We start from the raw sequence: 12,523 nt of genomic DNA on the forward strand, positions 1-12,523 counted from the left end.
GCTATTTGTGTGATTTTTTAAATAGCAAGCGGTTGATTTGCGTCAAAAACATTTCTCCGAAAGCGGCTATTTTCACACACCTTAAGTTTGCTGAAACGCCTTGTGTAGCGCCTCTTCGAGTTATTCGGGTCGCAGCAAGGCGGCAACGGAGTGAATCTCCAGGAGCATAGAAATGCTATGTGACTGGAGTGAGCGAAGGAAGCCAACGCAGATGCGGCCTGAAGAACGAAGGAGAGGGAGAATGAAAGTTTGTGGCAAACACTGTCATCCGGTATACTGCTTTCCCGTCCTGGTTATTCCATCGTCTTTTAAACCTAACTTCTCAGGTTCAGCATGACAACGAACTATATTTTTGTGACCGGCGGGGTCGTATCCTCTCTGGGTAAAGGCATTGCCGCAGCCTCCCTGGCAGCCATTCTCGAAGCTCGTGGCCTCAACGTCACCATGATGAAACTGGATCCGTATATCAACGTCGATCCGGGGACGATGAGCCCAATCCAGCATGGTGAAGTGTTCGTTACCGAAGATGGCGCTGAAACCGATCTTGATTTGGGTCACTACGAGCGTTTCATCCGCACCAAAATGACCCGTCGCAACAACTTCACCACCGGTCGTATTTACTCCGATGTTCTGCGTAAAGAGCGCCGTGGCGACTATCTTGGCGCGACCGTGCAGGTTATTCCGCACATCACCAACGCGATTAAAGAACGCATTATTGCCGGTGGCGAAGGCCACGACGTTGCGCTGGTGGAAATCGGCGGTACTGTCGGTGATATCGAATCTCTGCCGTTCCTCGAAGCAATCCGTCAGATGGCGGTAGAAGTGGGTCGTGAGCGCACACTCTACATGCACCTGACCCTCGTGCCGTATATGGCCGCCTCTGGTGAAGTGAAAACCAAACCGACACAGCACTCGGTAAAAGAGTTGCTCTCCATCGGTATTCAGCCAGATATCCTGATTTGCCGTTCCGATCGCGCGGTTCCTGCTAACGAGCGGGCGAAAATTGCTTTGTTCTGTAACGTTCCAGAAAAAGCTGTAATCTCTCTAAAAGACGTCGATTCCATTTATAAAATCCCGGGCCTGTTGAAATCCCAGGGGCTGGACGATTATATTTGTAAACGATTCAGCTTAGACTGCCCGGAAGCCAATCTGGCCGAATGGGAGCAGGTAATTTACGAAGAAGCGAATCCGTCAGGCGAAGTCACGATTGGTATGGTCGGCAAATACATTGAACTGCCGGACGCCTACAAATCCGTGATCGAAGCGCTGAAACACGGTGGCCTGAAAAACCGCGTAACCGTCAACATCAAGCTGATTGATTCGCAAGATGTGGAAACGCGCGGTGTGGAAATTCTCAAAGGTCTGGATGCCATTCTCATCCCTGGCGGCTTCGGCTACCGCGGTGTGGAAGGCAAAATCGCCACCGCACGCTATGCGCGCGAAAACAATATTCCTTACCTCGGCATTTGCCTGGGTATGCAGGTTGCGTTGATTGAGTTCGCCCGTAACGTTGTCGGCATGGAGAACGCCAACTCCACCGAATTTGTGCCAGACTGTAAATACCCGGTTGTGGCGCTTATTACCGAATGGCGTGACGAAGAAGGTAACGTTGAGCAGCGTTCGGAGAAGAGCGATCTCGGTGGCACAATGCGCCTCGGTGCGCAGCAGTGTCAGCTTGGTGATGACAGCCTGGTCCGCCAGCTGTATGGCACGCCAACAATCGTTGAACGCCATCGCCATCGTTACGAAGTCAACAACATGCTGTTGAAACAAATTGAAGCTGCGGGTCTGCGCGTTGCAGGCCGTTCCGGTGATGATCAATTGGTCGAGATCATCGAAGTGCCGAATCATCCGTGGTTCGTCGCGTGTCAATTCCACCCGGAATTTACTTCTACGCCGCGTGATGGGCATCCGCTGTTTGCCGGTTTTGTTAAAGCCGCCAGCGAGTATCAAAAACGTCAGGCGAAGTAAAAAAGTTACAACGACACTGCACCCAAATGGGTGCAGTGTTTGTCTGGAGTTTTAGCTTAACTTGTACTGAGGAAAACCTAATGTCCAAAATCGTTAAAGTCATCGGTCGTGAAATCATCGACTCCCGTGGTAACCCGACTGTTGAAGCCGAAGTACACCTGGAAGGTGGTTTCGTCGGTCTGGCTGCCGCTCCGTCAGGTGCTTCCACGGGTTCCCGCGAAGCGCTGGAACTGCGCGATGGCGACAAATCCCGTTTCCTGGGTAAAGGCGTAACCAAAGCTGTTGGCGCGGTTAACGGCCCGATCGCTCAGGCAATCCTTGGCAAAGACGCCAAAGACCAGGCTGGCATCGACAAAATCATGATCGACCTGGATGGTACCGAAAACAAATCCAACTTCGGCGCGAACGCAATCCTGGCCGTTTCTCTGGCTGCTGCGAAAGCTGCCGCTGCCTCTAAAGGTCAGCCGCTGTACGAACACATCGCTGAACTGAACGGCACCCCGGGCAAATACTCCATGCCGGTTCCGATGATGAACATCATCAACGGTGGTGAGCACGCCGACAACAACGTCGACATCCAGGAATTCATGATTCAGCCGGTTGGCGCGAAAACGGTAAAAGAAGCCATCCGTATGGGTTCTGAAGTTTTCCATCACCTGGCAAAAGTGCTGAAAGGCAAAGGCATGAACACCGCTGTGGGTGACGAAGGTGGCTACGCGCCGAACCTGGGCTCCAACGCCGAAGCCCTGGCTGTTATCGCTGAAGCGGTAAAAGCAGCTGGCTACGAGCTGGGCAAAGACATCACTCTGGCGATGGACTGCGCGGCTTCTGAGTTCTACAAAGACGGTAAATACATTCTGGCTGGCGAAGGCAACAAAGCGTTCACCTCTGAAGAGTTCACCCACTTCCTGGAAGATCTGACCAAACAGTATCCGATCGTTTCCATCGAAGATGGCCTGGACGAATCTGACTGGGACGGTTTTGCCTACCAGACCAAAGTGCTGGGCGACAAAATCCAGCTGGTTGGTGACGATCTGTTCGTAACCAACACCAAAATCCTGAAAGAAGGTATCGAAAAAGGTATCGCTAACTCCATCCTGATCAAATTCAACCAGATCGGTTCTCTGACCGAAACCCTGGCTGCAATCAAGATGGCGAAAGATGCGGGCTACACTGCCGTTATCTCTCACCGCTCTGGCGAAACTGAAGACGCTACCATCGCTGACCTGGCGGTAGGTACTGCGGCTGGCCAGATCAAAACCGGTTCTATGAGCCGTTCTGACCGCGTTGCTAAATACAACCAGCTGATTCGTATCGAAGAAGCGCTGGGCGAAAAAGCACCGTTTAACGGTCTGAAAGAGATCAAAGGCCAGGCATAAGCCTGACTTTTATCGTTAAAAAACCCGCTTCGGCGGGTTTTTTTTCGTCTGTCGAACATCAGAGCAGCAGTGGTAACGTCGCGCTGGCGGTTTGCTGGCTGGTTTCACGGTAACGATCATCCAGCGCAATCAACGAGGTGGTTAATAACTCCACCAGTAACATCGCCCCCACTTTCGCATTTAGCGCGCCCGCATTAAGCGGCCCTTCCGGTTTTGCCGCCACCAGCAACAGATCGCTTATCGACGCCAGCGGGCTACGCGGTGTATTGCTGAGTGTCAAAACCCGTGCGCCAGATTTACGCGCCAGCTTCACCGCATGCAGCAGATCGCGGGTTGAACCGGAGCTGGAAATTGCCACCACAACGTCCGCCTGGCGCAGCGTGGTGGCATTCATCGACGCGCGATGCATATCGCTGAACACCTGCGCCGGCTTGCCAAGCCGCAGCAGTTTGTAATGCAAATATTCACCAACGATCGCGCTGGCGGCAACGCCGTAAATCTGCACCGATGACGCTTCGTGCAGCGCCAGCGCCGCCTGCTCCAGCATCGAGCGATCCAGCAGTTGTGCGGTATCGCGCAGCGCCTGAACGGAATCTTCCACCAGCGTATCGATCGCGTCTGCGCTCTGCATTCGCGGTTTCTGGCCGCGCTGAATATCCAGCGCCAGCGCCATTTTAAATTCGTTATAGCCTTTGCAGCGAAGCGTCCGGCACAGCCTTGTGACGCTTGCTTCGCTGGTTTCACTCTCGCGAGCCAGTTCTGTAATCGTCAGATAGAGCACGCGCGCGGGATCGGTCAGCACAAAATCCCCGAGTTTCTGCTGGGTAGGGCTGTAACCAGAGACTTCCTGGCGCAGCTTGAGCAGCAAGTTTTCATTTTCAGACATACAGGATCCTAAAGCGCTTTCGCATGGGAGTGAGTGTGCGGGAAAACCCGACACCGATGCCAGTCATTTTAAAAAAGTATGATCGCCTTCGCTATTATTGGTGATAATTTTCATTAAATGATTTTAATGTGATAAATATTTTCATCATTACAACGGCGGGGATACCAACATGACCTTCTTCAGCGGCACATCTTCAGGACGCTGGTTCGAAAAAGCACAGCGTTTCGGCAAATCTTTTATGTTACCTATCGCCGTATTACCGGCGGCTGGTTTGTTGCTCGGCATTGGCGGGGCGCTGTCGAACCCCAACACCATCACCGCGTATCCGTTTCTGGATGTCGGCTGGTTGCAGGCCATTTTCACCATCATGAGCAGCGCCGGATCGATAGTCTTCGCCAACCTGTCGGTGCTGTTTGCCGTTGGCGTGGCGGTCGGGTTGGCACGCACGGATAAAGGCACGGCAGGCCTCGCGGCGTTACTGGCTTTCCTGGTGATGAACGCCACCATCAATGCGCTGCTTATCCTCTCCGGGCAACTGGCGAAAGAGAACCCCGGCGCGGTCGGGCAGGGAATGAGCCTCGGCATTCAGACCCTGGAAACCGGCGTATTTGGCGGCGTGGTGATTGGTCTGGTGACCTGTGCGTTACACCAGCGCTTTAATAAAATCGCCCTGCCGCAGTTTCTCGGTTTCTTCGGCGGCTCGCGCTTTGTGCCAATTATCAGCTCGCTGGCGGCGATCCTCGTTGGCGCAGTGATGACGGTGGTCTGGCCGCATTTCCAGAAGCTCATCTTCGGGCTTGGTGGGTTAGTGGATGCCACCGGTTATCTCGGCACGCTGCTGTACGGTTTTATCCTGCGCATGCTTGGCCCGTTCGGCCTGCACCATATCTTTTATCTCCCTTTCTGGACCACCGCGCTCGGCGGCAGTGAGATGGTGAACGGCCAACTGGTGGAAGGCACGCAGCGCATCTTCTTCGCGCAACTGGCCGACCCGTCCACACAGCAGTTTTACGTCGGCACGTCGCGTTTTATGTCCGGGCGCTTTATTACCATGATGTTTGGCCTGATTGGCGCGTGTCTGGCGATGTACCACACCGCCAAACCGGAAAACAAAAAGCGCGTCGCCGGGCTGCTGTTATCCGCGGCGTTAACCTCGTTCCTGACCGGCATCACCGAACCGATTGAGTTCTCGTTCCTGTTTATCGCGCCGGTGCTGTATGTCATCCACGCGTTTTTCGACGGGCTGGCCTTTATGCTGGCGCACATGCTGCACATCACCATCGGCCAGACCTTCTCCGGCGGATTTATCGATTTCATCCTGTTTGGCATTTTGCAGGGCGAAGCGAAAACCCACTGGCTGTACGTCCCGCTGGTCGGTGTACCGTGGTTTTTCCTCTACTACTTTACGTTCCGCTTCCTGATCACCCGTTTCGATTTTGCCACCCCAGGGCGGGAAAAAGAGACGGTCGAAAGCGCGGTGATGAGCAGTAGCGAACGGGCGCAAGCCATCGTGGCGGGTCTTGGCGGCGATGAAAATCTGGAAGAAGTGGACTGTTGCGCCACGCGGTTGCGCGTCACGGTCATTGATGGCGGCAAAGTGAATGAGAGCGCGCTGAAAGCGACCGGCGCGCGCGGCGTGATCCTGCGCGGCAACGGCGTTCAGGTCATTTACGGCCCCCATGTCACCATTATCAAAAACGAAGTGGAAGAGTTACTAAGCAGAGGTTAACGATGTTAGAGCAAATCAAAGGGAAGCTGGTGGTCTCCTGCCAGGCGCTGGAAAATGAACCGCTGCACAGCCCATTCATCATGGCGAAAATGGGGCTGGCGGCGGCACTTGGCGGCGCGGCGGGGATCCGCGCCAACAGCGTGGTGGATATTGAAGCCATCAAACAGGAAGTAACGCTGCCGGTGATTGGCATCATCAAACGTAACTATGGCGATTGCGACGTCTTCATTACCGCCACAATGCGCGAAGTTGATGAACTGATGACCGCAGCACCCGAGATGATTGCGCTTGATGCCACCGACCGGCCACGGCCCGGCGGTTTAAGCCTCGAACAACTTGTCGGGCAGATCCGCGCGAAATACCCGCATATTTTACTGATGGCCGATACCTCAAGCGTTGAGGAAGCCATCACCGCCGAACGCCTGGGCTTTGACTGCGTTGGCACCACGCTTTACGGCTACACGGCGCAGACCCAGGGCCACAGCCTGCCGGAGAATGACTGTGCGTTGCTGAAAGCGGTACTGGCGGCGGTGAATATTCCGGTCATTGCCGAAGGCAATGTAGACACACCTGAACGCGCGGCGCGTTGCCTGGCGCTCGGCGCGCATGCGGTGGTGGTCGGTGGTGCGATTACAAGGCCGCAGCAGATCACGCAGCGTTTTATCGACGCGCTGAACTCACCCGCGGCCTGACGAACCGCTGCCATAAATGGCGTCAATACTTACAGCTACTTACCGGCAAAGCGCAAATGGCACATGATCGGGCGGGGGTTATCTGCAATAATCCCTTTTTTCACTTTCAGTAAGAGCCACCATGCAGTACCCGATTAACGAGATGTTCCAGACCTTGCAAGGCGAGGGTTACTTTACCGGCGTTCCCGCTATTTTTATTCGTTTACAGGGATGCCCGGTGGGTTGCGCCTGGTGCGACACCAAACACACCTGGGATAAGCTTGCGGATCGGGAAGTTTCGCTGTTTAGCATCCTTGCGAAAACCAAAGAGAGCGACAAATGGGGCGCGGCCAGCAGCGAAGATCTGCTTGCCATTATTACCCGCCAGGGCTGGACGGCGCGCCACGTGGTGATAACCGGCGGCGAACCGTGCATTCACGATCTGATTCCGCTCACCGCTTTGCTTGAGAAAAACGGCTTTAGTTGCCAGATAGAAACCAGCGGCACCCACGAAGTGCGCACCTCGCACTCCACCTGGGTCACCGTTTCGCCGAAGGTGAATATGCGCGGCGGGTATGATGTCCTGCAACAGGCGCTGGAGCGCGCCGATGAAATTAAACACCCGGTCGGGCGTATGCGCGATATCGAAGCGCTGGATGAATTACTGGCACAACTGAAAGATGACAAGCAGCGCGTAATCGCCTTGCAGCCCATCAGCCAGAAAGAGGACGCCACGCGGTTATGCATTGAAACCTGCATTGCCCGCAACTGGCGGCTGTCGATGCAGACGCACAAATATTTGAACATCGCCTGAAAAACAAAACCCGCCGCGGCGGGTTTTTTCGTTTAACGACAGCGGATTACCCGCGATAAACGCAGCCTGCGGTGCAGGTCTCTTTTACCATCACCGCGCTCAGCAGCGGCACGACGGGTTTCATCTGATCCCAAATCCATTTTGCCAGCACTTCGCTGGTCGGGTTTTCAAGGCCTGGGATCTCATTCAGATAGTAGTGATCCAGCCTGTCGTAAACCGGTTTGAACGCTGCTTTCAGCTCGGCAAAATCCATAATCCAGCCGGTATAAGGATCCACCTCGCCGGTTATCTCAAGGCGCACCATAAAAGAGTGGCCATGCAGACGACCGCACTTATGTCCCTCAGGAACATGCGGCAGATGATGAGCGGCTTCGAAGGTGAAATCTTTAAACAAGGTGGTCGACATAATCACTCTCAGGATGACAAAAAACCGGCGAATGGTAGCGGAAATGACCTTTTTTCGCATTAACTAAAATCGCTAAAAGTGATTACTCCCAACCTGGTTTAGCGGTGTAGTTGATTTATTGATGAAATTCAGTGGCTTATTCAACCGGTTTTAGTGTTAACAATGATAGCTAAAAGAGGTTAGTCCGTTTGGTTATTTATTATTTCCAACCTTTCTTTAATTGTTATTATCCCCGCCGTTAACCTTACTTTCTCTTCTGTTTTTCAATAAATAAAAACAGCTTTGCTACTGGAACATAACGACGCATGACGACCCAGGCTCCATCTTCCGCGTTGCTCCCGTTAAACCCGGAGCAACTGGCGCGCCTCCAGGCGGCCACTACTGACTTAACTCCCACCCAGCTTGCCTGGGTTTCTGGCTATTTCTGGGGCGTGCTGAACCAGCAGCCTGGCGCGGCGGTTACAACACCTCAACCTGTCGCCGAAACCCCTGCCATCACGCTGATTTCTGCCTCGCAGACCGGCAATGCGCGCCGCGTTGCAGAAGCGCTGCGTGACGATCTGCTGGCAGCGAAACTGAACGTCAACCTGGTGAATGCGGGCGACTACAAATTCAAACAAATCGCCAACGAAAAACTGCTGGTGGTTGTCGCCTCTACGCAGGGGGAAGGGGACGCGCCGGAAGAAGCCGTCGCGCTGCATAAATTCCTGTTCTCGAAAAAAGCGCCGAAGCTTGAAGGTACCGCCTTCGCCGTGTTTGGTCTTGGCGATACTTCCTATGAATTCTTCTGCCAGGTCGGGAAAGATTTCGACAGTCGTCTGGCGGAGCTCGGCGCAGAGCGTCTGCTCGATCGCGTTGATGCGGATGTTGAATACCAACCCGCCGCCGCTGAATGGCGTGCCCGCGTGGTTGAGGTATTAAAATCCCGCGCGCCGGTTTCAACGCCAGCGCAGGCGGTTGCCAACGCCACTGGCGCGGTGAATGAAGTCACCACCAGCCCGTACACCAAAGAAGCGCCGTTAACCGCGACTCTTTCTATTAACCAGAAGATTACCGGTCGCGATTCAGAAAAAGATGTTCGCCATATCGAAATCGATTTGGGCGACTCTGGCCTGCGCTACCAGCCGGGCGACGCGCTGGGTGTCTGGTATCAGAACGATCCGGCGCTGGTTAAAGAACTGGTTGAATTGCTGTGGCTGAAAGGCGATGAGCCGGTCACGGTGGATGGCAAAACCCTGCCGCTTGCAGAAGCGTTGCAGTGGCATGTCGAACTGACGGTCAACACCGCCAATATCGTTGAAAACTACGCCACACTGACGCGCAGTGAATCGCTGCTGCCGCTGGTGGGGGATAAAGCCCAGTTGCAGCACTATGCCGCGACAACGCCTATTGTTGATATGGTGAGGTTCTCCCCGGCACAACTGGACGCCGATGCGCTGATTGGCCTGCTGCGCCCGCTGACGCCGCGCCTGTACTCCATCGCTTCTGCGCAGGCGGAAGTTGAAAGCGAAGTGCATGTCACCGTCGCCGTGGTGCGTTATGACGTTGAAGGCCGCGCCCGCGCGGGCGGTGCCTCCAGCTTCCTTGCCGATCGCGTTGAAGAAGAAGGTGAAGTGCGGGTGTTTATTGAGCATAACGATAATTTCCGCCTGCCCGCCAACCCACAAACGCCGGTGATTATGATTGGGCCGGGCACCGGCATTGCGCCGTTCCGCGCCTTTATGCAACAGCGCGCGGCAGATGAAGCATCCGGCAAAAACTGGTTGTTCTTTGGTAACCCGCACTTTACCGAGGATTTTCTCTATCAGGTGGAGTGGCAGCGTTACGTGAAAGAGGGCTTGCTGAACCGGATTGATTTAGCCTGGTCGCGCGATCAAAAAGAAAAAGTCTACGTACAAGACAAACTGCGCGAACAAGGCGCGGAACTGTGGCGCTGGATTAACGATGGCGCACACATTTATGTCTGCGGCGACGCCAATCGCATGGCGAAAGACGTTGAGCAGGCTTTACTGGATGTGATTGCCGAATTCGGTGGCATGGATACCGAAGCGGCGGATGAATTTTTAAGTGAGCTGCGCGTTGAGCGCCGTTATCAGCGAGATGTCTACTAATGAGTGAAAAACATCCCGGCCCCCTGGTGGTCGAAGGCAAACTGGCCGATGCCGAGCGCATGAAGCGTGAAAGTAACTATCTGCGCGGCACCATTGCCGAAGATTTAAATGACGGTCTGACCGGCGGTTTCAACGGCGACAACTTCCTGCTGATCCGCTTTCACGGCATGTATCAACAAGATGACCGCGATATCCGCGCCGAACGCGCCGAGCAGAAACTCGAACCGCGCCACGCGATGATGCTGCGCTGTCGCCTGCCGGGCGGGGTGATCACCCCCAAACAGTGGCAGTCGATCGACAAATTCGCCCATGACAATACGATTTACGGCAGCATTCGTCTGACCAACCGTCAGACCTTCCAGTTCCACGGCATCTTGAAAAAGAACGTGAAACCGGCGCACCAGATGCTGCATTCCGTAGGACTGGACGCGCTGGCGACCGCCAACGATATGAACCGTAACGTGCTCTGCACGTCGAACCCGTACGAATCTGAGCTGCACGCTGAAGCGTACGAATGGGCGAAGAAGATCTCCGAACATCTGCTGCCGCGCACCCGCGCTTACGCAGAGATTTGGCTCGATCAGGAGAAAGTCGCCACTACCGACGAAGAGCCGATCCTCGGCCAGACCTATCTGCCGCGTAAATTTAAAACCACGGTGGTGATCCCGCCGCAAAACGATATCGATCTGCACGCCAACGATATGAACTTTGTGGCGATTGCGGAAAACGGCAAACTGGTCGGCTTTAACCTGCTGGTCGGCGGCGGGCTTTCTATGGAGCACGGGAATAAGAAAACCTACGCCCGCACGGCGAGCGAATTCGGCTATCTGCCGCTGGAGCACACCCTGGCGGTGGCCGAAGCGGTGGTGACCACTCAGCGCGATTGGGGTAACCGTACCGATCGTAAAAACGCCAAAACCAAATACACGCTGGAGCGCGTGGGTGTTGAGACCTTCAAAGCGGAAGTGGAACGCCGCGCGGGCATTAAGTTTGAGCCTCTGCGCCCGTACGAATTTACCGGTCGTGGCGATCGTATCGGCTGGGTGAAAGGCATCGACAATAAATGGCATCTGACGTTGTTTATTGAAAATGGTCGCATTCTCGACTATCCGGGGCGTCCGCTGAAAACCGGCCTGCTGGAAATCGCGAAGATCCACAAAGGCGAGTTCCGCATTACCGCTAACCAGAACCTGATCATCGCTGGTGTGCCGGAAAGCCAGAAAGCGAAGATCGAGAAACTGGCGCGCAGCCACGGGCTGATGGAAGCCGTCAAACCGCAGCGTGAAAACTCAATGGCCTGCGTCTCGTTCCCGACCTGTCCGCTGGCGATGGCGGAAGCCGAACGTTTCCTGCCCTCTTTCATTGATAAAGTTGAAGCGGTGATGGAGAAACACGGCGTTGGCGACGATCATATCGTGCTGCGCGTAACCGGCTGCCCGAACGGCTGTGGCCGCGCGATGCTGGCGGAGCTCGGCCTCGTCGGTAAAGCGCCGGGGCGTTATAACCTGCATCTCGGCGGTAACCGCATTGGCACGCGCATTCCGCGTATGTACCGTGAAAACATTACAGAGCCGGAAATTCTCAGTGAGATCGATTCGCTGGTTGAACGCTGGGCGCGCGAGCGTGAAGCGGGTGAAGGTTTCGGCGATTTTACCGTTCGCACTGGCATCATCCGTCCGGTGTTGGATCCGGCGCGGGATTTGTGGGAATAGCAGGTTTGTAGGCCGGATAAGGCGAAGCCGCCATCCGGCACAAATAAAGTGAGGTATCTATGTCCATACTCGATCTGAACGCCCTCAACGCCCTGGCGAAAGAGGAACGCGCCGATGCGCTGGCTGAAACCAACGCCGGGCTTGAAAAACTCAGCGCGGAAGAGCGCGTGGCCTGGGCGCTGGAAAACCTGCCGGGTGAATATGTGCTCTCATCCAGCTTCGGTATTCAGGCGGCAGTCAGCCTGCATCTGGTCAACCAGGTGCGTCCGGATATCCCGGTTATTCTCACCGATACCGGTTATCTGTTCCCGGAAACCTACCAGTTTATTGACGAGTTAACGGACAAACTCAACCTCAACCTGAAGGTGTATCGCGCAGAGCAAAGCCCGGCCTGGCAGGAAGCCCGCTACGGAAAACTGTGGGAACAGGGCGTGGAAGGGATTGAAAAGTACAACCAGATCAACAAAGTCGAGCCGATGAACCGCGCGCTGGCCGACCTCAATGCGCAAACCTGGTTCGCCGGGTTGCGCCGCGAGCAATCCGGCAGCCGCGCAACGCTGCCGGTGCTGGGTATTCAGCGCGGCGTATTCAAAGTGCTGCCGATTATCGACTGGGACAATCGCACGGTGTATCAGTACCTGCAAAAACACGGGCTGAAATACCACCCGTTGTGGGATCAGGGCTATCTGTCGGTGGGCGACACCCACACCACCCGCAAATGGGAACCGGGCATGGCAGAAGAAGAGACCCGCTTTTTCGGCCTGAAACGCGAATGCGGGCTGCACGAAGGTTAATGGTGTAGCGCGTGGCCTGGATTGGACATTTGTAGGCCGGATAAGCGCCA

10 protein-coding genes are annotated in these 12,523 nt (G+C 55.0%); 8 read left to right on the plus strand and 2 right to left on the minus strand.

The genetic code is table 11. From position 1 onward, the window contains the following. The first annotated feature begins 333 nt into the window (after positions 1-333). Complete coding sequence (gene pyrG / locus Q5705_09030; protein ID WLI78664.1) at positions 334-1,971, plus strand: CTP synthase (glutamine hydrolyzing); 1,638 nt, start codon at positions 334-336, stop codon at positions 1,969-1,971. Positions 1,972-2,051: 80 nt separating this feature from the next. Then, a complete protein-coding gene (gene eno, locus Q5705_09035; protein ID WLI78665.1) occupies positions 2,052-3,350 on the plus strand; it encodes a phosphopyruvate hydratase in 1,299 nt (432 codons plus the stop codon). A 58-nt stretch (positions 3,351-3,408) separates the two neighbouring features. Here the strand turns inward: eno and Q5705_09040 are convergent, their stop codons facing one another. Beyond that, positions 3,409-4,236 carry a MurR/RpiR family transcriptional regulator gene (locus tag Q5705_09040; protein ID WLI78666.1) on the minus strand — a complete coding sequence of 276 codons (828 nt, stop codon included), beginning with the start codon at positions 4,234-4,236 and terminating at the stop codon, positions 3,409-3,411. 169 nt (positions 4,237-4,405) lie between these two features. Here Q5705_09040 and Q5705_09045 point away from each other — a divergent pair, with 169 nt between their 5' ends. The 3 genes from Q5705_09045 (at position 4,406) to queE (ending at position 7,450) form a co-directional block, all read left to right on the plus strand. Further along, on the plus strand, positions 4,406-5,965 hold the full coding sequence (locus tag Q5705_09045; GenBank protein ID WLI78667.1) for a maltose/glucose-specific PTS transporter subunit IIC: 1,560 nt from the start codon (positions 4,406-4,408) through the stop codon (positions 5,963-5,965). Between the two features lie 2 nt (positions 5,966-5,967). Next, on the plus strand, positions 5,968-6,657 hold the full coding sequence (locus Q5705_09050; GenBank protein ID WLI78668.1) for an N-acetylmannosamine-6-phosphate 2-epimerase: 690 nt from the start codon (positions 5,968-5,970) through the stop codon (positions 6,655-6,657). Between the two features lie 121 nt (positions 6,658-6,778). Continuing rightward, positions 6,779-7,450, plus strand: coding sequence for a 7-carboxy-7-deazaguanine synthase QueE (gene queE, locus Q5705_09055; protein WLI78669.1), 672 nt, complete (start codon positions 6,779-6,781; stop codon positions 7,448-7,450). A gap of 46 nt (positions 7,451-7,496) precedes the next feature. Here the strand turns inward: queE and queD are convergent, their stop codons facing one another. Further along, positions 7,497-7,856, minus strand: a complete 360-nt coding sequence (queD, locus tag Q5705_09060; protein ID WLI78670.1) for a 6-carboxytetrahydropterin synthase QueD — start codon at positions 7,854-7,856, stop codon at positions 7,497-7,499. A gap of 305 nt (positions 7,857-8,161) precedes the next feature. Between queD and cysJ the strand changes: the two genes are divergently transcribed. From cysJ to cysH, 3 genes are read left to right on the plus strand one after another with little or no spacing between them, the layout of a single operon-like run. Beyond that, positions 8,162-9,967, plus strand: coding sequence for an NADPH-dependent assimilatory sulfite reductase flavoprotein subunit (cysJ, locus tag Q5705_09065; GenBank protein WLI78671.1), 1,806 nt, complete (start codon positions 8,162-8,164; stop codon positions 9,965-9,967). After that, positions 9,967-11,679, plus strand: a complete 1,713-nt coding sequence (cysI, locus tag Q5705_09070) for an assimilatory sulfite reductase (NADPH) hemoprotein subunit (GenBank protein ID WLI78672.1) — start codon at positions 9,967-9,969, stop codon at positions 11,677-11,679. The genes cysJ and cysI overlap by 1 nt, the downstream gene beginning before the upstream one ends. A gap of 59 nt (positions 11,680-11,738) precedes the next feature. Continuing rightward, entirely contained in the window at positions 11,739-12,473 is a 735-nt protein-coding gene (gene cysH, locus Q5705_09075) for a phosphoadenosine phosphosulfate reductase (GenBank protein ID WLI78673.1), read from the plus strand. The last annotated feature ends 50 nt before the right edge of the window (positions 12,474-12,523 follow it).

Source organism: Kosakonia sp. H02, assembly GCA_030704225.1.
GTDB lineage: Bacteria > Pseudomonadota > Gammaproteobacteria > Enterobacterales > Enterobacteriaceae > Kosakonia.

What these genes read in the sequence shown, in the direction of transcription:
- cysI (WLI78672.1), top strand. Translation starts at nt 9,967, where the DNA reads ATGAGTGAAAAACATCCCGGCCCCCTGGTGGTCGAAGGCAAACTGGCC.
- cysH (WLI78673.1), top strand. Translation starts at nt 11,739, where the DNA reads ATGTCCATACTCGATCTGAACGCCCTCAACGCCCTGGCGAAAGAGGAA.
- pyrG (WLI78664.1), top strand. Translation starts at nt 334, where the DNA reads ATGACAACGAACTATATTTTTGTGACCGGCGGGGTCGTATCCTCTCTG.
- cysJ (WLI78671.1), top strand. Translation starts at nt 8,162, where the DNA reads ATGACGACCCAGGCTCCATCTTCCGCGTTGCTCCCGTTAAACCCGGAG.
- Q5705_09045 (WLI78667.1), top strand. Translation starts at nt 4,406, where the DNA reads ATGACCTTCTTCAGCGGCACATCTTCAGGACGCTGGTTCGAAAAAGCA.
- queD (WLI78670.1), bottom strand. Translation starts at nt 7,856, where the DNA reads ATGTCGACCACCTTGTTTAAAGATTTCACCTTCGAAGCCGCTCATCAT.
- eno (WLI78665.1), top strand. Translation starts at nt 2,052, where the DNA reads ATGTCCAAAATCGTTAAAGTCATCGGTCGTGAAATCATCGACTCCCGT.
- Q5705_09040 (WLI78666.1), bottom strand. Translation starts at nt 4,236, where the DNA reads ATGTCTGAAAATGAAAACTTGCTGCTCAAGCTGCGCCAGGAAGTCTCT.
- Q5705_09050 (WLI78668.1), top strand. Translation starts at nt 5,968, where the DNA reads ATGTTAGAGCAAATCAAAGGGAAGCTGGTGGTCTCCTGCCAGGCGCTG.
- queE (WLI78669.1), top strand. Translation starts at nt 6,779, where the DNA reads ATGCAGTACCCGATTAACGAGATGTTCCAGACCTTGCAAGGCGAGGGT.